20 protein-coding genes are annotated in these 22,587 nt (G+C 71.5%); 8 read left to right on the top strand and 12 right to left on the bottom strand.

Features of this window, described 5'->3' with window-relative positions; genetic code table 11:
* The coding region (locus IPJ59_RS30940; RefSeq protein WP_293274626.1) for an AAA family ATPase at positions 1-459 on the top strand (459 nt) is incomplete at its 5' end.
* Positions 460-1,177: 718 nt separating this feature from the next.
* On the top strand, positions 1,178-2,785 hold the full coding sequence (locus IPJ59_RS30935) for a hypothetical protein (RefSeq protein WP_293274624.1): 1,608 nt from the start codon (positions 1,178-1,180) through the stop codon (positions 2,783-2,785).
* A 4-nt stretch (positions 2,786-2,789) separates the two neighbouring features.
* On the opposite strand, the gene IPJ59_RS30930 is transcribed toward IPJ59_RS30935, so the two are convergent.
* Both IPJ59_RS30930 and IPJ59_RS30925 read right to left on the bottom strand, forming a co-directional pair.
* The gene (locus tag IPJ59_RS30930; protein ID WP_293251807.1) at positions 2,790-3,983 is read right to left on the bottom strand and encodes a serine/threonine-protein kinase; all 1,194 of its coding nucleotides are present in this window, start codon (positions 3,981-3,983) and stop codon (positions 2,790-2,792) included.
* Between the two features lie 166 nt (positions 3,984-4,149).
* Entirely contained in the window at positions 4,150-5,385 is a 1,236-nt protein-coding gene (locus tag IPJ59_RS30925; protein ID WP_293251808.1) for a hypothetical protein, read from the bottom strand.
* Between the two features lie 101 nt (positions 5,386-5,486).
* On the opposite strand from IPJ59_RS30925, the gene IPJ59_RS30920 reads away from it, so the two are divergent.
* The gene (locus IPJ59_RS30920) at positions 5,487-7,238 is read left to right on the top strand and encodes a CotH kinase family protein (RefSeq protein ID WP_293274622.1); all 1,752 of its coding nucleotides are present in this window, start codon (positions 5,487-5,489) and stop codon (positions 7,236-7,238) included.
* 19 nt (positions 7,239-7,257) lie between these two features.
* Here the strand turns inward: IPJ59_RS30920 and IPJ59_RS30915 are convergent, their stop codons facing one another.
* The 4 genes from IPJ59_RS30915 to IPJ59_RS30900 form a co-directional block, all read right to left on the bottom strand.
* Positions 7,258-8,727: an SET domain-containing protein-lysine N-methyltransferase gene (locus IPJ59_RS30915; protein WP_293274620.1), complete on the bottom strand. Its 1,470-nt coding sequence runs from the start codon at positions 8,725-8,727 to the stop codon at positions 7,258-7,260.
* 6 nt (positions 8,728-8,733) lie between these two features.
* On the bottom strand, positions 8,734-9,945 hold the full coding sequence (locus tag IPJ59_RS30910) for a type III PLP-dependent enzyme domain-containing protein (protein ID WP_293251813.1): 1,212 nt from the start codon (positions 9,943-9,945) through the stop codon (positions 8,734-8,736).
* Between the two features lie 244 nt (positions 9,946-10,189).
* Positions 10,190-11,896, bottom strand: a complete 1,707-nt coding sequence (locus IPJ59_RS30905) for a DUF4215 domain-containing protein (RefSeq protein WP_293274619.1) — start codon at positions 11,894-11,896, stop codon at positions 10,190-10,192.
* A gap of 143 nt (positions 11,897-12,039) precedes the next feature.
* Positions 12,040-12,798, bottom strand: a complete 759-nt coding sequence (locus tag IPJ59_RS30900) for a hypothetical protein (protein ID WP_293274618.1) — start codon at positions 12,796-12,798, stop codon at positions 12,040-12,042.
* A 172-nt stretch (positions 12,799-12,970) separates the two neighbouring features.
* Here IPJ59_RS30900 and IPJ59_RS30895 point away from each other — a divergent pair, with 172 nt between their 5' ends.
* Positions 12,971-13,420, top strand: a complete 450-nt coding sequence (locus IPJ59_RS30895) for a hypothetical protein (RefSeq protein ID WP_293251816.1) — start codon at positions 12,971-12,973, stop codon at positions 13,418-13,420.
* A 231-nt stretch (positions 13,421-13,651) separates the two neighbouring features.
* Here IPJ59_RS30895 and IPJ59_RS30890 read toward each other — a convergent pair whose 3' ends face one another.
* Complete coding sequence (locus IPJ59_RS30890; protein WP_293251818.1) at positions 13,652-13,933, bottom strand: LysR family transcriptional regulator; 282 nt, start codon at positions 13,931-13,933, stop codon at positions 13,652-13,654.
* A gap of 132 nt (positions 13,934-14,065) precedes the next feature.
* Between IPJ59_RS30890 and map the strand changes: the two genes are divergently transcribed.
* Positions 14,066-14,836: a type I methionyl aminopeptidase gene (map, locus tag IPJ59_RS30885; protein WP_293251820.1), complete on the top strand. Its 771-nt coding sequence runs from the start codon at positions 14,066-14,068 to the stop codon at positions 14,834-14,836.
* 18 nt (positions 14,837-14,854) lie between these two features.
* Here map and IPJ59_RS30880 read toward each other — a convergent pair whose 3' ends face one another.
* The 5 genes from IPJ59_RS30880 to IPJ59_RS30860 form a co-directional block, all read right to left on the bottom strand.
* A complete protein-coding gene (locus tag IPJ59_RS30880) occupies positions 14,855-15,946 on the bottom strand; it encodes an NADH:flavin oxidoreductase (protein ID WP_293274616.1) in 1,092 nt (363 codons plus the stop codon).
* Between the two features lie 50 nt (positions 15,947-15,996).
* Positions 15,997-16,212, bottom strand: coding sequence for a hypothetical protein (locus IPJ59_RS30875; RefSeq protein ID WP_293274614.1), 216 nt, complete (start codon positions 16,210-16,212; stop codon positions 15,997-15,999).
* Positions 16,191-16,694, bottom strand: coding sequence for a hypothetical protein (locus IPJ59_RS30870; RefSeq protein ID WP_293274613.1), 504 nt, complete (start codon positions 16,692-16,694; stop codon positions 16,191-16,193). Before IPJ59_RS30870 ends, IPJ59_RS30875 begins: the two co-directional genes overlap by 22 nt.
* A 14-nt stretch (positions 16,695-16,708) precedes the next feature.
* A complete protein-coding gene (locus IPJ59_RS30865; protein WP_293251823.1) occupies positions 16,709-17,638 on the bottom strand; it encodes an N-formylglutamate amidohydrolase in 930 nt (309 codons plus the stop codon).
* 115 nt (positions 17,639-17,753) lie between these two features.
* Complete coding sequence (locus IPJ59_RS30860) at positions 17,754-18,386, bottom strand: CatA-like O-acetyltransferase (protein ID WP_293251825.1); 633 nt, start codon at positions 18,384-18,386, stop codon at positions 17,754-17,756.
* A 52-nt stretch (positions 18,387-18,438) separates the two neighbouring features.
* Between IPJ59_RS30860 and IPJ59_RS38325 the strand changes: the two genes are divergently transcribed.
* From IPJ59_RS38325 to IPJ59_RS30850, 3 genes are read left to right on the top strand one after another with little or no spacing between them, the layout of a single operon-like run.
* On the top strand, positions 18,439-19,359 hold the full coding sequence (locus tag IPJ59_RS38325; RefSeq protein ID WP_366524724.1) for an MXAN_6577-like cysteine-rich protein: 921 nt from the start codon (positions 18,439-18,441) through the stop codon (positions 19,357-19,359).
* Positions 19,269-20,156: a hypothetical protein gene (locus tag IPJ59_RS30855; RefSeq protein WP_293274611.1), complete on the top strand. Its 888-nt coding sequence runs from the start codon at positions 19,269-19,271 to the stop codon at positions 20,154-20,156. The genes IPJ59_RS38325 and IPJ59_RS30855 overlap by 91 nt, the downstream gene beginning before the upstream one ends.
* Positions 20,156-22,477 carry a hypothetical protein gene (locus tag IPJ59_RS30850; RefSeq protein ID WP_293274609.1) on the top strand — a complete coding sequence of 774 codons (2,322 nt, stop codon included), beginning with the start codon at positions 20,156-20,158 and terminating at the stop codon, positions 22,475-22,477. The genes IPJ59_RS30855 and IPJ59_RS30850 overlap by 1 nt, the downstream gene beginning before the upstream one ends.
* Positions 22,478-22,587: the final 110 nt, after the last annotated feature.

The raw sequence follows: 22,587 nt of genomic DNA, 5'->3' as shown, positions 1-22,587 counted from the left end.
GGCGCCCTCACCCGCGATTCCGTCGTGTTCTTCGACGAGCCCGAGGCGAGCCTCAACCCCCGCCTCGTCGCGCAGTTGGTCCTCTTCGTCCGTGCCCTCGCGCGCGCCGGCGTCCAGGTGTTCCTCGCCAGCCACGACTTTCTGCTCATCCCCCGCCTCTCCCAACCCGCGGAGCACCACATCGAGCCCGCGGTGCCGATCCGCTTCTTCTCCCTGTACCGGCCCGAGCCAGGAGCCCCCGTCGAGGTCGAGGCCGCGACGACCCTCGTCGACATCGAACACAACGCGATCCTCGACGAGTTCGCCCGCTACTACGACGAAGAGCGAGCCTACAGCGAACGCGCGATGCGGAGCGAGCCGATCGTCACGCCGACCAAGAAGTCGACCACCAAGCGGCCTCCCGCGAAGAAGTCCACGCCAAAGAGAATTACCCGCGACCGCGAAGAAGCCCGCCGCTAAGAGGACCAAGAAGCGTGGCTGATCCTCGCACCCTTCGGGAAGGCTACCTCGACTTCACCTTCGACCCGGGCTGGACGGTCTTCCGCCACTGGGACGCCGAATCGGTGTACCGCGCATTACGCGACCAGGTCCCGGGCTCACGAGCCGTCGATTTCGTCGGTGTCCGCGACCGACAATCAGCGATCTACCTCATCGAGGTGAAGGACTACCGCAACAGCGAGACCCACGCCTCGACGCGAAAGAAGCTCGCCGACGAGGGTCGCCCCCTCGCAGAGATCGTCACCACGAAGGTTCGTGACACCGTCGCCGGCCTCATCGGCGCCGCCCGCCAGGAGCGCGACGAGGACTGGTCGCGGACTCGCGAGGCGCTCGCCAGGAACGTGTGGGTCGTGCTGTGGATCGAGCATGCCGGTCTCACCGCTAGCGACTCCGTGCGACACCGACGCAACAAGATCGAGGCCGCCGTCCTCGAGCGCAGCATCACCACAGGCTGCAGATGGCTCCGCGCCCAGGTTGCTGTCTGCTCGCGCGGCGCGCCAGCCTGCCAGGCCTCACCGTCACCAGCATCGCCGGAGCTGCCCGCACACCCGGTCGCCGTTGACGCCCGTGGAACCAGTTCTGAGGCGCTGCGGAGGGTGGGGGGCCCGAGGCGGCGCGCGCCGATTGCGTGCAAGGCCTCACGCGCGCCCAGACGCCGCGATCGTCTATGCTGTGCGGCGTGCAGCAGGACCTCGTGCATCGCCGCCTGTGGGTCGCCCTGGCCCTCACCTCCGCCTGTCGCCCCGACCCGTCTCCCGGTGACGGCGAGGTCGGGGGCACGACCGCGGCGACGGAGGTCGCCGCCACCACGGGTGCCACCGGCACGCCGACCACCGACGCGGCGGGCAGCACCACCGGCGACGGTGGCCCCGAGACCGCGACGGTGGTCCACAGCTTCGGGGCCTACGCGATGGCGCCGTACCTCGAGATCGAGCCGTGCGCGCAGTGGACGCTGGACAACGCGGAGGCGATCTACGTCAACGCGGTGACGCTGGTCAACGACGGCGGGTTTCACCACAGCAACTGGTTCGCGGTGCCGGAGGAGGTGTTCGCCGGCGAGGACGGCTTCTTCAATTGCGAGGACCGCGGCTATGTGGAGATCACGGCCGCGATCGAGGGCACGGTGGTGTTCGCCCAGTCGACGCAGTCACGCGAGGAGCTGATGACCCTCCCGGCCGGCGCGGTGATCAAGATCCCTCCACGTCACAAGGTGATCGCCCGCACCCACGTTCTCAACATCGGCAGCGGCGCGTACGACTCCGAGCTGCGCATGGCGCTCGGCATCGTTCATCCGCGCGAGGTCGACGCCGTGCTGGCGCCGATGCACCTCGATTACCACGACCTCGCCATCCCGGCCGGCAAGCACAGCCGCTTCACCGGCGACTGCTCGTTCGCCTCGACCTACGAGGATGCGATCCACAAGCCCTTCGACGTGAAGCTCTACTACGTGCTCCCGCATTACCACTACTTTGGGGAGTACTTCGGCCTGCAGATCCTCGGCGGCGCACGCGACGGCGAGGTCCTGTTCGAGCTCGACGGCTTCAACGGCGGCGCCAACGGCAAGGCCTTCGACCCGCCGGTCGACCTCAGCGGCGCCGACGGCCTGCGCTTCGCGTGCGGCTACAACAACTGGACCGGCAGCGACATCGGCTTCGGCACCGGCGACGGCGAGATGTGCATGATGCTCGGGCTCGTCGACTCGCGGGTGATGATCGAGTCGCGCGTGATGGAGGGATCGAAGCTGGTCGGCGTCGACGGCGAGGTCCTGCTGAGCGAGGCCGAGTGCAGCAACTACACCGTGGCCAAGAACCCGGCCCAGTCGCCGCCGACGGCCGCGGAGAAGGAGGCGCCGCTGTACGTCCCGCCGACCGACCCCGGCGACGTCGACCTCGAGCCGACCAAGAAGTGTGTCGACAGCGCGTCGGCGGCGGAGCCAGACCTGCCGGTCACGCTGACCAGCGTGCGCGACGCGATCTTCGCCCCGAGCTGCATCTTCTCGTCATGCCACGACGCCAACGGGCCGGCTGCCGGCCTCGACCTCCAGACCGCGGCGGGTCTCGGCGCGCGCCTCATCGACCATACGGTGTTCGCCAAGACCGACCTCGCGCTGGTCGCCGCGGGCGACCCCGAGGCGAGCTGGCTGTACCGGCTGCTGGCCGAGTGCGAGCCACAGAACGGCGACGGCGTGGCCGTCCACCACATGCCCTTCAACGCGCCGACGCTGCTGCCAGACCCGCTGGTCGCCAAGCTGCGAGCGTGGATCGAGGCGGGCGCGCTCGACAATTGAGGGCTCAGGCGATGAGCATGTAGATCAGGGCGACGGCGCCGAACAGCGAGAGGCCGGTCTGGGCGGCGACCAGGCCGATGGCGACGAAGGGGCGGCGGTCGACGAAGCGGCCGCTGCCCCGAAGGGCCCGCTTGGTCAGGGTGAAGACGCACTTCACGTGGAAGGTGCCGTCGATGTAGCCGCGGAGCTCGGCGATCATCTCGGCGGCGGTCTGGTGGCGCAGGGCGGGGTCCTTGGCCATGCCGCGGGTGCAGATGTGGCGCATCTCGGGCGGGAGGTGGGTGTCGCCGCCGAACAGGTCGATGGTCTCGCTCTGCACGGCCTCGATCAGGCCGAACATCGAGTCGGCGCGGTGGGCGAGGTAGTGGCGCAGGCCCATGAGCTCGTGGAGGGTGACGGCGGCGGAGTAGAGGTCGCTGCGGGCGTCGAGCTCGGCGCAGGCGGCCTGCTCGGGCGACATGTATGCGGGGGTGCCGATGAGGCCGGTGCCCTCGCCGGGGTCGGGCTCGCCGATCCTGCGGGCGATGCCCCAGTCCATCAGGCGGACCTCGCCGTGGCTGCCGACCATGATGTTCTCGGGCTTGATGTCGCGGTGGATGACGCCGCGCTCGTGCGCGTAGTCGAGGGCCTGGAGGACGGCGATCATGAGCTCGGCGCGGCGCTCGTAGCTCCAGAATGCGGTCGCGGCCGGGTCGCCGGCGGCGAGGCGATCGATGATATCGCCGAGGGTCTGACCCTCGACATACTTCATGACGAAGAAGTAGCGGCCGTCGGGGTCGACGCCGACGTCGTGGATCGGGACGACGTTGGGGTGGTCCAGGCTGCCGACGATGCGGATCTCGCTGACGAAGCGGGCGATGCCGAGGGCGTGGCTGGCCTCGGGCAGCAGGCGCTTGATCGCCACGGGACGACCGATGTCGAGGTCCTCGGCGCGCTCGACGACCCCCATGCCGCCCTCGCCGAGGACGCCGAGGACACGGTAGCGTTCGGCGTCGCTGTGGCTGAGCGTGACCTCTCCGCCGGCCGCCATGTGCACGTTGGGGAGCACGGAGACGGTGCGTGGGCGGCCGGGGGTCACTGTGGTCGCCGCGGGGGTGGCCGCTTCGCGACCGGGCTCGAGCAGGGTCGGGCCCATGCCTGGCATCTGCGTCTCCTGGCGCGTCCAGCCCTGGGTGGCTCGTACAGATCCGGGTTGCATGGCAGGCCAGGCTAGACCGGACCGGCGTCGATCTGTCGCGTGTACCTGCGACAGCGCGGCAAGGTGGCGTGTCAGGCCGCACGGGCGATCGGGCAGATCCGCGCGGAGCTCGGGAGGGCTGTCTGGAGAGACAGGTGGCGCAACAGGGGTCGCGGTGCCGCGTCGGTCACGGCCGCGGCCGATCGAGCTCACGCAGGGCATAGAGCGCGCCGAGGCGCGTGCCCAGATAGAGGTCGTTGCGCAGCAGGGCCATCGACATGTACTCGTCGGTCGGCCGGGGCGCGAGCGCGGCGAGCTCGTCCCAGGCTCCGGCGCCGACGCTCAGATCATCGGTGCGCTGGACGCTGGCGCTGCCGTCGGCGCCGCGCATGAGAACGAGCAGGCGCCCGGGGTCCGAGTCAGGCCCCCATGCGACCAGCGTGGCCTCGCCGCCGGGGAGCGCGGGCCAGAGCGAGTCGACCACGAATGCGCCGGCGTCGACGCGATAGGTGGCCAGGTCGTCGCTGCGTCCGGGGGTGCCGGCGAATGCCGTGACCACCATCGCGTCGCCGAGTACGATCGGCACGAGAAAGCCGCCGGGGGGATCGTTGAGCGCCTGGAAGTCGCCCTGTCCTTGCCGCAACCAGGCGAAGCTGGTCCCCGGCGACGGGTAGTCGCGGCCGCTGACGAAAAGCTGCTCGGGCGTGGCGCCGACGTAGTAGAAGCGAGAAAAGCGATCGGGCGCGCTGTCGCGTCGGAGCAGCTCGGTCCAGCTCTGGCCGTGATCCTGCGAGGCCATGAGCAGGGCCGGCTGACCGGTCAGCGAGCCCGTGCCCGCGTAGATCGCAGCACCTTGCACGGCGACGTCGTGGACGTGGACGGCGCCGGGGATGGGCGCGCCGACGTGCCAGGCCGCGGCCCCGCAGTCGAGGCGATAGACCCCGCCCGACTCCTGGTGGCCGTCGGGGTCGATGGCCGGGGAGTAGAGGGTGCCCTCGCCCTGGCGAAACCACAGCACCTCCTCGGCGGGTAGCGTCCCGAGATCGATGAAGGCGGCGGCGAGCGGGTCCCAGGCGGACATGGCGATCGGCCCGGTGTTGGCGTCGTAGTCGCCGTAGCCGAGGTGCAGGCGCCCATCGAAGGCGAAGAGGGTGCCGAGGGCCTGACCGTGGACGGTCGGCTGATCGGCGAGGCCTGGGATGGCCTCGCGCGTGGCCACCCGCTCGAGCTGCCGCGCACCGGGGCCCGCGAGCACGGGGACCGTGGTCGGCGCGCAGAGGCCGGGGTCGGGGCCGCCGTCCGAGGTCGTGCCGCCACCGCTGCTCGAAGCGCCCCCGGTGGCATCGTCGGTTGGAGCCGTGCCGCACGCGGGCGCGAGCAGGACGAGGAGCACGCGCAGCACGGGCCGCCCAGAACAGGCCATGACGCATCCTAACAGGGGCCGGGGAGTCGCGGTGGGATCGGCAAGCTCGCAAGATCTGCAGGGCGGTGGCGAGGTCTGGCGGATCACGCTATCACGGCAGCATGGACCTCGTGCAGCAGGGCCCGAGCCCGCCCGCCGTCGGCCGCTCGCGCCGCGGCGGGGCGCTGCTCGTCGCGCTCGTGCTCGCGTCCTCGCCCGCCTGCGCGGAGCACTCGCCTGCCGTCGGCGCCGAGCCCGAGCCCGAGCCCGAGCCGGTGCCCGAGCCGGCGCTCACCGCCGACGACCTGTTCTCCCTCGCTGGCCTGGCGACCTTCAAGATCCACCTCGACGCGGCCTCGTGGGCGGCGCTGGAGCTGGAGCCCAAGGAGTGGGTCCCCTGCAGCGTCGAGCATGGCGGGGTCGTCTACGCCAACGTTGGTGTCCGGCTCAAGGGCAACCACTCGTTTCGGCCGCTGGACGAGAAGCCGTCGTTCAAGCTCAAGTTCAACAAGTTCGTGGCCAGCCAGCGCTTTCTCGGCCTGGAGGGCCTCGTCTTTAACAGCATGGTGGTCGACTCGTCGATGCTGCGCGAGTGGATCAGCTATCGGGTGTTCCAGGCGCTCGAGGTCCCGGCGCCGCGGGCCGGCTTCGCGCAGCTGTGGGTCAACGACGAGGAGTACGGGCTCTACCTCAGCCTCGAGCCCTACGACGACGCCTTCCTCGATCGCGTCTACGCCGACCCCGGCGGCAACTTGTACGAATCTGACCAGAGCGCCGATCTCGACGGGAGCCTCGAGGCCTGGGATCAGGACGAGGGCGAGGACCTGAGCCGCGAGGATCTGAAGGCGTTCTCGCAGCTGGCCCTCCAGGACGGCACGGCGGTGTTCTACGGCGCCGAGGCCATGGTCGACATGCCGCGCTTCCTCGCGTTTCTGGCCGGCGAGGCGATCGTCGGCCACTTCGACGGGCACATGGGCGGCCACAACTTCTTCATCTATCACGAGCCCACTCTGGATCTGTGGAGCTACCAGCCCTGGAGCCTCGACCAGGCGCTCGCCCGCCGCGTGACCCCCTTCGAACACGAGGGCTACCTCGGCTACAAGTGCCTGCACGAGCGGCGCTGCCTGGTCGACTACGTCATCGCCTCGCAGGCGGCGCTGACTCGTCTGCGGGGTATCGACTTCGAGGCCGAGGTCGCTGCCGTCATCGCGCTCACGGACGCGGCGATGCGCTCGGACCCGAGGAAGCCCTACTCGACGGAGGCGGTCGAGTCGAGTCGGGCTCGCTCGCTCGACTTCATCACTGGGCGGGCCGACGAGCTCGAGCCCCAGCTCGATTGCCTGGTCGAGGGCGTCGAGCCCGACGCGGATCATGACGGCTTTGGGCCCTGCTTTCAGGACTGCGACGAGGCGGATCCCACGATCAACCCCGACGCCGAGGAGCTCTGCGACGGGATCGACAACGACTGCAGCGGCTTCGTCGACGACGTGCCCAGCTGCGCTTGCCCGTCGCTCAGCCACGAGGGCCAGACCTTTTACCTGTGCCACAATCGGATCACCTGGCTTGAGGCCCGGACCTTCTGCGCCGCTCAGGGCCACGTATTGGCCCACTTCGCCAGCCAGGAGCAGAGCGACGCGGTGTGGGCGGCCGCCGCGGCGCTGGATGGGGGGCGCTGGGCCATCGGCCTCGACGATCGCGTCGACGAGAACGTCTACCGCTGGAGCGATGGCAGCGCGCCGACCTTCTCGCTCTGGGCCAACGGCGAGCCCTCGCATCAGCTCGACTGGTTCGACTGCGTGTTCCTCCGCGAGGGTCGCTGGTACGAGAGCAACTGCATCGAGAAGGGCTCGTTTGTGTGCACCGACGCCGGATAGTGCCGCACACCGGCGGCGATCAGGGCCGCGGAGCGCCCGCCCGGGCGCGTCGCACGTAGTCGGTGACGTGGTCGCCGTAGCGCGCGACGGCCCACGCGGCGAGGTGATCGTCGGGGCGGACGACGCCGCGGCACACGGTGGTCCCGCAGCGGCATGCGAAGCTCTCGAGGGCGCCGCAGGTCGCGTAGTCGAGGGTGAGGGCCTGGTTGCGGTCGATCGGTCGCCGCGCGACCCAGTCGAGGCCCGAGAACCAGAGGTTGGGATCGCAGGAGTGCTGGACCGGCAACCAGCCCTCGGGGTCGGCGGGCCAGGTGATGAACAGGTCGTCGCTGATCGGCTGCGCATGGCGGCGAGACCACGCGAGCTGCTCAGCGTGCCAACCGCGCTCGGCGTGGGCGCGGCTGACGAGGTGGTGCGCCTGCTGCTCGCGCGCCCGCACGATCTCGCCGGCGGCGATGTCTCGCGCGGCGACGAGGCCGTGGCCGGTCGCGGGGTCGTACTCGAGCTTGAACGTCGGGCGCTCGCGCTGCTGGCGGCGCAGGGCGCAGGCCATGATGTGGGCCAGGAAGCCGCGGTGGCCGGCGGGGTCCTGCGCGAGGCTGCTGTCAGCGAACCCGAATTGATCGGGGGGGTAGAACAGGCTGGCGTTGGGGTTGATGTCGAGGACGAAGAGCCGCCCGTCGGCGTCCATGCGCACGTCGAGGCGGCAATACCCCGAGCCCTTGCTGGCGGTGAAGAGGCGCTGGCCGAGCTGCTCGAGGCGGGCGGCGAGGGCGGCGTCGGTGACCGGGAGGGCGGCCATGTGCCGGTATTCACGCCACTTCAGATCGAAGTGCAGGAAGCTCTCGTGGGCCGGGAATCCGACCTCGACGGGAGCATACACCTGCGGCGGGCCGCTGTCGTCGATGCTCTCGGCGACCAGGACGTTGAATTCGCGGCCCGCGATGAATTCCTCGATCAGCGCGATCTGGAATATGGGCAGGATACTGGCGACCTGGGCGTGCAGGGCCTCGGGGGTCTCGACGCGTGAGCTCGGGGCGATGCCGACGCTGCCGTAGCCGTTGCCGGGCTTGACGATCAGCGGGAAGCGCAGGCGCGCGGCGGCGCGGGGCACATCGGCCAGCTGCTCGGCGACGAAGTAGTGCGGGGTGTCGGCGCCGATGCGCTCGCAGGCCTGCTTGAGGGCCTGGCGCGAGGGGTCGTAGAAGTCCGAGCTGGCGCCGGTGAAGGCCTGGTGCTGGCGCTCGAGCTCCTGCACGACCTCGGGCCCCGCGACGTCCTCGTATATGGTGCCGTCGCAGAGGTTGATGAACAGATCGAAGCCCTCGCGGGCGAGCTCGCGGATGGTAGATGCGGCGGTCGCCTTGTGCAGCGGACGGTGCACCACAGTGTGATCGGGGAGCCACGGGCTCGGATCGAGGAGGGGGTCGACCTCGCGAAACTCCGAGCTGGAGCGCGCGTAGGAGGACGTGAGGACGCAGATCCGCATGGCCGCCTATATCAGCACTTCGGTCGGGAGCCCGCGCATGCAGTGATTGCTCGCCATGGCCGCGCCGTAGGCTCCGGCCGGCCACAGCGCGACGAGGTCGCCCTCGCCCAGGGCGGGCAGCTGCAGGTCGCGGGCGAACATGTCGTTGGCCTCGTTGAGGTTGCCGGCGACGTGGACCGGGCCCGCGGGTGGATCGAGGGGGCGGTGGACCGGGACGATGGCCAGCGGGATGCCGTAGTGGGCGGCGTACATGTTGGCGTTGTGGCCGGTGTCGAGGCCGACCCAGGTCCCGCTCGCCCGCGTCTCGATGGTGTTGATCTCGGCGACCAGCACGCCCGCGGCGGCCACGACGAAGGTGCCGGGCTCGCAGGCGATCGTCAGCCCGCGGTCGCGGCACACCGGGCCGAGGTGGTCGCGCAGCAGCCTCGCCCACAGCTGGAGCGGGAGCGGCCGGTCCTCGGGTCGTTGCTGCGAGCACAGGCCGCCGCCGACGTTCAGGACCCGCAGCGTCGGGATCTGGCGCGCCCACGCGGCCAGGCGATCGTAGACCTGGGCGAGCAGCGGCGCCGCGTTGGTCTGCAGGCCCCAGCCGACGTGGACGTGCAGGGTGTCGACCTCGAGGCCCAGACTCTGGGCATCGGCGACGGTGTCGAGGAGGGCCTCGCTGTCGAGGCCGAACTTGCTGTTGCCGTAGCGCAGCTTCGGCTCGTCGCCCCAGCCGACCGCCACGCCGGGGTCGATGCGCAGACCGACGCGCGGCGCGTGGCCGGGGGTCTCGCACCAGCGCCGCAGCGCCGACCGGGTGTCGAGGTTCAGGTGCGGCCGTTGCTCGGCGAACACGGCGAGGTCGCGCCGCGAGAGCATGCTCGCGGTGACCGAGATCTCATCGGGTCGAAAGCCGCTGGCCAGCGCTGCGCTCACCTCAGAGGGGGAGCAGGCGTCGATCGCCACGTCGCCCTCGGCGCGCACGAGCGCCAGCAGCGGCGGGAAGCGGTTGGCCTTCATCGCGTAGTGGATGCGGTAGGGGATGCCGGTCGTGCCCAGCGCGTCGCGCAGCTGGGCGAGGCGTCGTCGCACGGTCGTCGCGCCGTAGACGTAGAGGGGGGTGCCGTGCCGCGCGACGACGCTGGCCAGGGGTACACCGTCGAGGGTCAGGCCCTGCGAGCCCACCGTGAGTGCTTCGCCCAGCCACCAGGGGGTCGTGTCGTCGTGGGTCACGCGGGTGCTCGCTCCCCTCCGCCATAGCACGGCGCCCGCGCGGGCGGCAGGGGGCGTGACGGCGACTGATTCGCGCACAGGTGGATCTCCGAGCATATCGGATTGCTCGGTGTTGCCGGGTCGCGTCGATGTCTTGACATATCGGGCCGGAGCGGGCCGGGGAGCGCGCGCACGCCGCTCGCGGTGCGGGCCCGCGTCGCGGCGCGGGCCGGACGCGGGCGCCCACTGTCACACTCTCACGCGGTCACAGCTTCACGATCGTGACCTTGCCGTGGCTGGTCTGGATGCCGTCCTCCTGGATCTTGTTGGCGCCGGTCGTGTACGACTTGCCGCCGGTGCCGTAGGGCACGTTGGTGCCCGAACCGCCGGCGTCGCCGCCCTGGTAGCCGCCGCCGCCCGGGCCGCCGTTGCCACCGTTGCCGCCGCCACCGAAGCCGCCGAGGCCCGAGTCGACGCACTGGCCGGGGCGCTCGGTGTCGGCCCCCTTGCCGCCGTTGACGAAGGCCTTGCCGCCGTCGCCGCCGCCGTTGGTGTTGAAGCCGCCGCCGCCGCTGCCGTCGCCGCCGCAGCCGCACCAGCCGCCCATGTTGCCGCTGCCGCCGCCGTTGCCGTTGCCGTCGGCGCCCTTGCCGTTCTGCGCCGGGATGTTGCCCGCGCCGCAGTTGCCAGGCGCTCCGCCGCCGCCCGCGACGACCAGCGGCGTGTTGCCCATCGTCTTGACGACGAAGGTCCCGCCGCCGCCGCCGACGTCGTAGGCGGTGCCGGTCTTGCCCATCTGGCCGACCAGGATCTTGAGCACGTCGCCCTGGGTGAGCATGATGTCGCCGCGGACGTGGGCGCCCTTGCCACCCGCTCCGTAGGGCTGCTGCGTGCCGCCCTCGGCGCCCCAGGCCTCGATGCGGTAGGTGCCGGTCGTCGGCACGGTCCAGCTCTGGATGCCGGCGGTGACGGTGACCTTGCCGTTCAGCTGGTTGCCGATCGGATAGGCGGCGTTGCACTGGGCCTGGCTCGGCCCGTTCTCGAGGGTCTGGCCGCAGTTGGTGAAGGTGACGTTGACCGGCGCGGTGCAGGTGTTGCTGCAGGCGTCGTTGTCGACCATGTTGCCGTCGTCGCACTGCTCCGGGCCGTTGACGAGCTTGTCGCCGCAGTACGGGCCCTTGGCCTTGCAGTCCTTGGCGCAGCCGCCGTAGCCGCCGTCGTTGACGCCGTCGTCGCAGGTCTCGACGCCCTCCTGCACGAATTTGTCGCCGCAGGAGGCGGCCACGCAGGTGGCGAGGCAGGCGTCGGTCTCGACCATGTTGCCGTCGTCGCAGGGCTCGACGCCCTCCTGCACGACCGCGTCGCCGCACTTGGCCAGGACGCAGGTGCCGAGGCACATGTCGGTCTCGACGTCGTTGCCGTCGTCGCAGGCCTCGCCCATCTGCACGATGCTGTCGCCGCAGCCGGGCAGGGTGCAGGCGTTGGTGCATTCGTCGTCGTCGACGTCGTTGCCGTCGTCGCAGCCCTCGGCCCCGTTGACCTCGGCGTCGCCGCAGTTCGGGCCGAAGGCGCTGCAGTCGGGGGCGCAGCCGTCGTAGCCGCCGTCGTTGACGCCGTCGTCACAGACCTCGGCGTCGTCGAGCATGCCGTTGCCGCACAGCGGGGGCTCGGTGGTCGAGCTCGTCTCGGGTACGCCCGAGCTGCTCGACTCGGCGCCGCTCGTGCTCGCGTCGGTGGTCGTGCCGCTCACGGACCCGGTGCCGGGATCGCCGCTGCTGTCCCCGCTCGTGGTCGGGGTGACGCCGGTGGTGGTCGCCGCGCCGGTGGTGGTCATCGCTCCGGTGTCGACGCCGGTGGTCGACACGTCGCTGGTGCTCGTGCCGCTGTCGCCGCACGCGCCCGCGAGGCCCGCGATCAGGGTCCACGCCAGCGCGCCGCTCGTGCGCAGGTTTCGTCCATTGTTGCTCATCATGTCCCGCCCTCCCTACTTCCCATGGCCAATCCAGGGGCCGCGAAGCTAGCAGCGAGACCTGCACGCAGTCTACCAGCGGTGCGGGCGCGGCCTGGCAGCTCGCACGGCATCTCCGCGGGCCGCCGCGGGGGCGTCAGGCCTCCTCAGGCCTCCTCGGCGGGCCAGCGCTTGAGCAGGTGGCCGTTTTGTTGGCCGCCGCTGTGAAGGTCGAGATAGGCGCGGCGGTGCTGCATGGTGCGGCCGGGGTTGCGGTTGGCGATGAAGCGGCTCTCGCCGAAGCTCCACGGCTCGCGGTAGGCGCCGGCGCGCAGGTCGACGGCGCGGAAGTAGGCGCGGGCCGACTCGGCGTCGAGGTCGCGGCGGATCGTGCGATTGAGCAGGCCCTGGACCAGGTCGCAGTCGGCCAGCGGGACTTCGCCGCCGGCGAGGGTGAGGGCGTGCCAGGGGGCGAGCTCGGCGGTGACGAGGGCGGCGGGGAGCTCGTGCAGCATGGCGTGCACGCTGGCGGGGAAGGGGGCGATGGCGGTGGCGATGTGGCGCGGGGTGGCTTGATGGGGGCAGCGGATCTCGACCACGCGGGGCTTCACGGGGCCGGAGCAGCCGTCGTGGTGGTAGTACTCGCCCTGGCTCAGGCGGCCGCGGCTCGATCGGCCGCGGACCTCGCGGTGGGTCGGGTGGTCGGCGCCGACCTGCTTGCACACGACCAGGCCGGCGTGGTCGATGAGGGCGAGGAAGGGCTCGCGCTGCGGCTCGCGCAGCAGGACATCGTCGACGTAGTTGACTGGGGTGGGCAGGCCGCCGTTGTGCTCGAGGGCCTCGATCACGAGCCCGAGGCCCGACCAGGCGGCGAGGCGTGGGCGCCAGGGGCCGAGCTGCACGGGCGTGGGGGCGAGGTCGGTCATGCGGGCGCGGAGGGTAACACCACGGCCTCGCGTGGGCGATGGGGCGCGGCAGGTCGGGTGTCCGCGGCGATCGGGGAGGGGGCGACAAAATTTCTGTAACGCCGGGCGGGGAGCGGGCACCTGGGTTGCGGAGGCACTGACAGACATGATGATCCGGACCTTGACCCTTGCGATGTTCGCCGCGCTCGCCCTCGGCACCGCTGGATGTGATGACAATAGCAACGGCGCGGTCACGGACCGCGACGGCGACGGTCTCCTCGATCCCGAGGACGCGGACGACGACAACGACGGCGTCAACGATGACAAGGACAACGACGACGACGACGACGGCGTCGACGACAAGGACGACGACGAGGACAAGGACGACGTCGACGACGACGGCGAGAACGACGACGAGGACGCGGACGACGACAACGACGGCGAAGAGGACAAGGACGACGCCGACGACGACGACGACGGGACGCCCGACGCCGAGGATGACGGCGACAAGGACGACCAGGACGACGACGGCGAGGACGACGACGAGGACGAGGACGACGACAACGACGGCGTTCCGGACGCCGACGACGCCGACGACAACAACGACGGCGAGCCCGACGACGACGCCGCCGACACGGTCTAGTCACCCTTGGGGTGCAGGCGCCGGTGCGGGGTCGTGATCATCGCTCCCCGTTGGCGCGTGTGAGGCACGCCGCAGAGATCTGCGAGGTCCGCGGCGGGTCGGTCTTGTGAGCGCAGAAGGAGGCGTGAGGATCGCCGGGGGGACGATCCGCGCCGCCAGCTTGGGGAAGCGACTGCGTTCGCCCGGCCAGCCCGCCGCGGGCCGGCGCGCGCGTGGTCGAAGCGGCGCCGATCAGGGCCTGTCCGCAGGGACAGGTGGCGGGGCCGCGACGGCGTGACGCGCGGCGGCGACGGCGGCGAGGATCGCCCGCGCGTGGCCGAGGAAGCGCTCGCCGGCGGGGAGCAGGCGGACGCCCCGCGGGGTCCGCTCGAACAGCGGCGCGCCGAGCTCGTCCTCGAGGCTGCGGATCTGGCGGCTGAGCGGCGGCTGCGAGACGTGCAGGCGACGCGCGGCGCGGCTGATGTGCTGCTCCTCGGCGACGGCGACGAAGTAGCCCAGCTGGGTGAGGCTCACGCGCCCAGGGTACGTGCCGGTCGGGCGGGCGAGCAAGCGGTAGATCGAGAAGGTATCGCGGCACCGCGGAGCAGCGCCGGTAGATCGATCGGGTATTGGACCGCGGCGGGCCGGCGCGGCGAGGCTGCGGGGATGACGGTGACGATCTATGGGCCGCGCGAGATCGCGGCGATCCGGGTGGCGTCGCGGGCGGCCGCGGCGACGCTCGCGTGGGTCGGGGCCCGGCTGGCCCCGGGCGTGACGACGGCGCAGATCGACGCCTGGGTCCGCGAGGACACGGCGCGTCGCGGCGGCCGACCGAGCCAGCTCGGGTATCACGGGTTCCCGGCGAGCGTGTGCACCAGCCGCAACTCCGTGGTGTGCCACGGGGTCCCGCGGGCGGACGAGCAGCTGCGCGCGGGCGACATCATCAACGTGGACGTGACGACGGAGATCGCGGGATATCATGGGGACACGTCGGCGACCTTCTGTGTCGGCGCCGTGGCGGCGCCGGTGCGCGCGCTGGTCGACGCGACCGAGGCGGCGCTGGTCGCCGCGATCGCGGTGGTGCGGCCGGGGGCGCGGCTCGGGGACATCGGCGCGGCGATCGTGGGTGTGGCGCGGCCGGCCGGGCTCGGGGTGGTCGACGCGTTCTGCGGGCACGGGATCGGCCGCGAGATGCACGAGGCGCCGCAGGTGCCGCACGTGGGCCGCGCGGGCACCGGGCTGCGCCTCAGGCCCGGGATGGTGTTCACGGTGGAGCCGATGTTGACCCAAGGCGGGCCCGAGACGCGGGTGCTCGCGGACGGGTGGACGGCGGTGACGGTCGACGGGATGTGGAGCGCTCAATTCGAGCACACGCTGTGCGTGACGGCGGACGGCGTCGAAGTGCTCACATATCGATCCGAGGCGGAACTGCGATGATATTGGTGATATCGCTGCTCACTCGTCGCGGACGAGGCGGAAGTTGCGGAGGTACTCGACGAAGGTGTCGCTGATCGCGAGCCCGCGCAGCTGGGTGGGGGTCAGCGGGCCGCGCTCGGGCTCGAAGGGGCCGGCGAGGGCCAGGCGCGGCCAGTCGGGGTTCAGGATCGCGGCGCGGCCGATCGCCACCAGGTCGGCGCCGTGATCGAGGAGGGCGGTGGCGTCGTCGGCGGTCCAGACCTTGCCGGCGGCGATGATCGCCACGTCGCGCGGGAGGGCGGCGCGAAACGGCGGGAGCGGGTGACGATCGGGGTACTTGAGGCTGTGCTTGCGGCCGTCCCACAGCGAGACGTGCACGAAGTCGAGGCCGTCCTCGGCGAGCCAGGCGGCGACCTGCACCGTCTCGTCGAGGTCGATGCCGCGGGCGTGGCCGAAGTCCTCCGGGGAGAGGCGCACGCCGACGGTGAAGGGGTGCGGGCAGGCGGCTCGCACGGCGCGGGCGACGTCGCGGAGCAGGCGGGCGCGGTTGGCCAGGGAGCCGCCCCACTCGTCGCTGCGCTGGTTCATGGTGTTGCTGAGGAACTGGCTGAAGAGGTAGCCGTGGGCGGCGTGGAGCTCGACGCCGTGGAAGCCAGCGGCGGCGGAGCGGGTGGCGGCGGCGACGAAGTCGGCGAGGACGCGCCCCAGGTCCGCGCGGGTGGCGGGGCGTGGGCGTTCGAAGTTGGGGCGGGGCTCGTCGAACGCGCTGGCGCTCCACGGCTGCTGGCCGGTGAGGGCGGAGGGGCAGCGCACGCCGCCGTGGTAGAGCTGGACCAGGCCGAGGGCGCCGTGGCCGGCGATCGCGGCCGCGAGGGCGCGCAGCCCGGGGAGCTGGTGATCGCCCCACACGCCGAGCTGGCCGGGGAAGCCCTGGCCGTCCGGCGAGACGTGGGCGGCGCAGGTCTCGACGATCGCAAAACCACCGGCGGCGCGACGCTCGAGCCAGGCGTGCTCGTCGCCGGAGATCGTGCCGTCGCGGTGGCTCTGCTGGTTGGTGAGCGGGGCGAGGGCGAGGCGGTTGCGGGCGGTGGCGCCGCTGCGCAGGGTGATCGGCGTGGCGAGGGAGGTCATGCGAGGCGAGGTTTATACCTGCCGGTCGGACGGGCTGACAGGTGCCTGACTCAGGCGGCGTCGGTGGCGGCGCGCAGGCGGTCGACCAGGTTGGGACCGCGGAGCACGGCGCCGTGGGCGGGGACGAAGAGGGTCGGGCGATCGCGCTCGAGCTCGGCGTGCATCCATGCCTTGTAGGCGGCCTTGTTGGTGAGGAAGAGGCGCTTGAAGAAGGGGTTGGTCATGAGGCCGGTGCGAAAGCCCATCAGGCGCATGAACAGGCCCATGGCGCCGGGTAGGCGCTCCTCGTTGACGAGGGCGTCGGTGACGAACCACGCGACGCCGTGCTGGGTTGCGATCGAGATCCAGGTCTCGCCTTGCTTCGCCATCGGCGGGCTGAACACGCGGATGTTGTCCGGCAGGGCGGCGATGAGCGGGGTGAGGTCGGCGACGACAGGCCGGGGAGCTTCTTGCGCAGGCGGGCCTGGGCGCGCGGGTGGGCGACGATCGTGGCCGCGGGGAAGCGGGCCTGCCACGCGGCGAGGCCGGCGTTGTGGAAGTGATTGGGCGCGAGCAGGAAGCGCGGGGCGCCGAGGTTGGCGAGCTCATGCCATGCGGCGTCGGACATCGGCACGCCGGGGCTGACGATCAGCAGGCCGCCGTCGCCGATGCCGATCGCGGCCATGCGGGCGCGCTGCGGGCCGTATTTGGCGCCGGCGAAGGGGAGGGTGTCGTCGTAGATGTCCCAGCGGTCGGTGGTCTTGGGCATGAGCTCGACGAGGATCAGCCAGTGGTGAGGGCGGCGGCGACGGCGGTGAGCAGGGGGGTCGTCATGCGGGCGACCTTGTCGGGGCTGATCGGCGACTCGCCGAAGGGGACGAAGGGGTCGGCGAGGAGGTCGCGGCGCATCTCGACGCAGAGGACCTGGCCCGGGTAGCGGGCGGCGTAGTGGTAGCCCATGGTGGCAGGGTGCAGGTGGTAGGTGGCGTTGTCGCGGACCTCGACGCCGATCTCCGGGTAGTGGGCGTGGAGCGCGGCGATCATGGCGGCGTGGGCGAGGACGCGGCCGTCGGGGCCGGCGCTGATGAGGTCGACCTGCGGGCGCTCGGGCCAGGTGGCGTAGAGCTCGGGCTCGTAGACGCGGTGGAGGGCGCGGACGATGTCGGCGTCGATGGCGTCGATGCCGACCGATCGCGGGGCGTAGCTGTGGAGCTGGAGGGCGAGGCCGCCGCGGCCGCACACCTGTTCGTAGGCGCGGGCGACGAGCTGGTGGTAGCGGAAGTGGAGGTCGGCGAGCAGCTGCTGGTCGGCGGGGTCGCTGATGTAGCTGGCGACCGCGGGGGTGAGGCCGTCGACCATCACACCGGGGACCGCACCGGCGGCGACGCGGTTGCAGTCGATGAAGGTGCGGGGGACGCCGCAGCGGAGGATGAGCACGCCGTGGCCGCGTTCGGCGAGGGCGCGGGCCAGCCAGTCGGCGCACTCGGGGGCGCCGATGTCGGTGTTGACGAAGAAGAAGTGCTCGAGCTGATCGGGCAGTTCGCCGCGGAGCTGGATGCGTAGATCGTGGTAGTCGCGCGGACGGGTCGCGCCGTGCGGGATCTCGATCAACAGGGTCGGCGCGGTGGTCGTGGCGGCGGGCGGGTGCCAGTGGACCTCGCACACGCCGGGGATCGGGCGGAGGTCAGCGAACTCGGGGTGGACGGCGAGCACGCGCGCAGCATGCCAGGTCCGGGCGGGCGCGCGAAGGCCAAGGTGGCGGCGTCGACGAACTCGTCACGCTCGCGGGGTCAGGTGGCGGCGTGCGGAGCTCGTCACGCTCGCGGGATCAGAGTGGGGCTGCGAAGGCCAAGGTGGCGGCGTCGAAGAGTTCGCCGAGGTCGGCGCCGTCGACGTAGAGATGGTTGACCTGCAGGCCGACGGGGACGAGGGTGCGGCCGCCGTCCTCGCGGAACTTGCCGAAGGCGATCTCGGGCTGGCCGGCGGTGGGGTCGGGCAGCTTCACGTGGGTGAAGCCGGTGAAGGGGAGGCGGGGGAGGGCGGTGTAATAGGCGTAGTCGGGGGCGTCGCCGTCTTGCAGATCGATGTGGGCGGAGGCGCGGGTCATGACCTCGGCCGCGGTCGGGAAGAACACGGCGGGATCGGGGTCCCAGATCAGGGTCGTGAAGTTGAAGGTGCGGCGCGGGGCCGGGACGGTGAGGCCGAGGCGCAGCGCGTCGTGGCGGACGATCTGGTCGCCGTCGAGGCGGACGCGGAAGGCCTCGACGGAGTGCAGCGCGCGGTGGAAGGCCCAGCACAGGCCGGCGTAGGTCGAGAAGCCGGCGGCGCGCAGGCGGCTGCGCAGGAGGGTGGCGTCGAGGTCGAAGGTGACCGAATAGAAGGGGTCGGGGTAGCGGCGGTAGAACTCGAGGTGAGCGCGGCGCGGGTAGTCGTGCAGGACCTGGCAGCCGGGGCGAGGCATCGCGCGATTGTACAGGCTTGCGGCGCGGCGCCGCGGGCTGGATAACGGCGGGATGCGACGCGGCGATCGGCTCTCGTGGACGGTGTGTGGGCTGCTGCTCGGTTGCGGGGGCGCAGGGGAGGGCAGCGAGGGGGCGTCGACCGGGGCGAGCACGGAGGCGAGCGCGGCGACGGGTGCAGTGACGGACGCGGCGCCGACGAGCGAGACGGACCCGACGGGCGCGACCCCTGCGACGGTAGCGACGGGGGCGGGTTGCCAGGCGCCGCTCGAGCTGTGCGCGGGGGTCTGTGTCGACACGCAGCATGACCCGCAGCACTGCGGTGGTTGCGACGCGAGCTGCGGCGATTCGCTGGTGTGTGTGGCGGGTGCGTGCGGGGTGGCGTGCGGGGCGTCGGCGGTGGCGTGCGGCGAGGACTGCAGCGATCTGCAGATCGACCCGGCACACTGCGGGGCCTGCGATCACGCGTGCGCGCCGGGGGTGGCCTGCGTGGCCGGGAGCTGCGTGCCGGACTGCGGCGAGGGCGAGACGCTGTGCGGGGAGAGCTGCGTCGACGCGGGCAATGACGAGGCGCATTGCGGGGGCTGCGACATGGCCTGTCCGATGGGACAGCCGTGTGTGTACGGGGCCTGCGTGGCGGCGGAGATCCATCACCTGCTGATCAGCGGGCAGAGCCTGAGCACCGGGGCGACCTCGCCGGTGGTCAGCGATATGCAGCCGTTTACCAACCTGTCTTTCAATACAGGTGTGCGTGCGGGCGGGGTCGGGCTGACGGGTTTCATTCCGCTGGTCGAGACCTGGGACGGCAGCCAGGGCGAGACGATCGCGTCGGGCTGGCGAATCTCCTCGCGGCGCAGGCGCAGGAGGCGGGCGGGTCGTATGTCATGCTCGCGTCGGCGCACGGGATCGGTGGGACGCCGTATTCGGGGCTCAAGAAGGGGACGGGGGCCTACGCGAACGGGATGGCGCAGGTGACCGCGGGGCTGACGATCGCGGGGATGATGGGGCAGAGCTACGCGGTGCGGGGGCTGACGATCATCCACGGGGAGAGCGACCATATCGGCGGCAACCTGGCCTACGCGGACGACCTGCTGGCCTGGCAGAACGACTACGAGACGGACGTGGGGGTGATCACCGGAGTGGCGGCGCCGCTGCCGATGTTCCTGTGTCAGATGTCGAGCGTGACCGCGTTCGGGGGCGCGAGCTCGCGGATCCCGGCGGCCCAGCTGGCGGCGGCGAAGGCCCGGCCGGACCGGATCTTCGTGGTCGGGCCCAAGTACTTCATGCCGTACACGGACGGGGTGCACCTGACCGGCGACGGCGAGCGCTGGCTCGGGGAGTATTACGCGAAGGCGTACCGCAAGGTGCTGATCGACGGCGAGCGCTGGGTGCCAGTGCAGCCGCAGACGATCGTGCGCGAGGGGGCGGTGATCACGATCGGCTTCAACGTGCCGGCGCCGCCGCTGGTGCTCGACGAGGTGCTGGTGGGCAACCCCGGCAACTTCGGCTTCGAATATACCGACGCGAGCGGGATGCCGCCGGCGATCATGGAGGTGGTGCTGGTCGACGACACGACGGTGCGGGTGACCCTGGCGAGCGAGCCGGTGGGGGGGAACCGGCGGATCCGTTATGCGCACACCGGCGTGGTCGGGCAGCCGGCGGGGCCGATGACGGGGACGCGAGGGAACCTCCGCGACTCGGACACGGCGCCGAGCCAGCACGGGTATCTGATGTACAACTGGGCCGTGCACTTCGATGAGCCGGTGGAGTGATGGTCGCGCTCGCGGGGCTGTTCGTCGCGCTGGTGCTGGCGCTGGTCGTGCTGCACCGCGAGCTGCTGCGGCGGGCCTTCCTGCGGGCCGAGGATCCGCGGGCGATGGCGGCGCTGCGGATCGGGTTCACGCTGGTGGCGATCGTGGGGGTGCTGGAGCCGGTGCTCGAGCGGCGGTGGCTGTTCAGCGATGAGGGGATGCTGCTGAGCGCGGGGGCGCGGGAGTACATGGCCCGGGACGCGCTCGCGGGGTATGGTGAGGGTGGGTTTGAGGGGGTGGCCGCGTGGTGGCATTATGTCGGGTCCGGGGCGGCGACGCCGCTGCATTTCTGGGACTCGCCGGTCGTGATCGATGTGTGGTCGGCGGCGCTGATGATTGCGCTGGTGGGGCTGTTGGTGGGGTGGCAGACGCGGGTTTGTGGGGTGTTGGCGCTGGTGCTGTATGTCGGGCTGCTGCGGCGCAATGAGGCGTTCTGGGGCGGGGAGCAGGTGTATTGTTGTGGGCTGTTCATGCTGGCCGCGGCGCGCTGCGGGTATGCGTACAGCGTCGATAACTGGCTGCGGTGTCGGCGGCTGCGGGCGCGGGGGCTGCTGTCTGTGGTGGGCGGGCCGGGCGGTGGGGCCGGGGTGGCGCCGGGCGGGGCATGGCCGCAGGGGCTGGAGGCGATCTATCGCAGGATCCCGGCGTGGCCGCGATTGTTGGTGATCGCGCAGGTGGGCCTGGCGTACGGGGCCAACGGGTTGAACAAGGTGGGGCAGACCTGGATCGATAATACGGCGCTGTATTATGTGATGCAGGGGGACTGGGCGCGCTTCGACGCGCGGGCGCTGGCGGTGTGGCTGGCGCCGACCGGGATCGGGTGGATGACGTGGTTTGTGCGGACGTGGGAGAGTCTGTTTCCGCTGGTGGTGCTCGGACTGGTGCTGCGATTCGCGCAGCGTGAGGGGCTCAGGGCGCCGCGGGGGGCTCGCTGGCTGTGGCTGGCAGTGGGGGCGGTGGGGGTGTGGCTGGCGGGGGAGATCGCGGGGGAGCATCCGCGGCTGTACGGGGACGTGGCGATGGATTGGTGGGTCGCCGGGGGGATTGTCGTGGGCTTGCTGTGGCTCGGCGGGTCGCGGCTGCGGCTGGGGTTGCGGGTGCGCGGGCGGGTGATCGGGTTTGATGCGATGGTGGGTTGGACGCTGGGGCGGCGGGTGTGGCTGGCCGGGGCGGTTGGGTTCACGACGGGGCTGATGCTGCTGATCAATGTGGGGATGTTCCCGGTGGCGACCCTGATGCTGTGTATCGCAATGGTGCGCGGCGAGGAGGTGGCTGGGTGGGTCGCGCGTGTGCGCGGGGGTGCGGTGATACCGTGCGAGGACGCGAGGCTACCGCAGCTGCATCACGACGACGCGCGCCTGCCGGCGTGGGCGTGGGCGGGGACGGCGGGGTGCCTGTGGCTCGGGGCGGCGGCGCTGGCGATCGGGGCGCCGGGGTGGAGCTGGCGGTTGGTGGTATTGGTCACGGGGGTGGGGTTGCTGGTGGTGGCGATGCGTGCGGCGCGGGCTGTCCGTGAGGACATGTCCCTCGGGCCATGGGCGTACGGGCCGCTCGGGCGGGTGCTGGCGGGCTCGCTGTGCGCGGTGCAGCTGACCGCGCTGGCGGGGTATGCGGTGCCGACCTGGGACAGGCTCGAGGAGCTGCAGCGGGAGGCGCTGCGACCGACGGCGTGGTGGCTGCGCTTCACGGGGATGCGGCAGTTCTGGGCGATGTTCGGGACGGTGGGCCGCGGCAGTGGGTCGCTGATGACGACGGTGATCGACGCGGAGGGCGTGGAGCACGACCTGCAGACCGAGCGCCACGGGGCCGCTCGCGGGCGGTCGCTGGCGCTGTGGAATCGCCGGCAGGACAAGGTCGACGCATTCGCCATGGGAGAGGGGCCGGTGGGGTTGTGGCACGCGCGGGCGCTGTGTCGTCGCTTCGCCCGCGAGCATGCAGGCGCGACCCCGCAGACGGTGATCCTGACGCGGCGCGTCGCATTGATCGCCGGGCCGTGGACGGAGGTGCCGGCGGACCGGCGGGAGCGCTTCGATTCGCGGGCGAAGGCGAGGGTGATGCGACAGGTCGAATGCGCGATGGAGCCGCACGGGCAATGGCCAGAGGATATGCTGGGGCGGCTCGGGTTATCGGCGGGGGCGGCCTTCGTGCCGCTGGCGGATAACGAGGAGCGCTGGGCGAAGGTGCGGGGGCGGCTCGGGCCGCTGTGGCCGTATGAGGAATGGGTGGGGTTGCTGGCGATCGGGGGGGTGCTGCTGTGGTGGCGGAGGCGGACGGGGCGTTGACCACCGGCGCACCTCACCCACCGCGCTCGTGGCCCCAATTCCCATCATCCGCGCAAAATGCGCAAGCGCCGGATACCACGCGCCGGCGGGTCAGCGCTGATGTGTCAAGT

The sequence above is a fragment of the Nannocystis sp. genome, assembly GCF_016714285.1.
Taxonomy (GTDB): Bacteria; Myxococcota_A; Polyangia; order Nannocystales; family Nannocystaceae; genus Nannocystis.
This window is presented reverse-complemented; position numbering and strand designations above follow the sequence as displayed.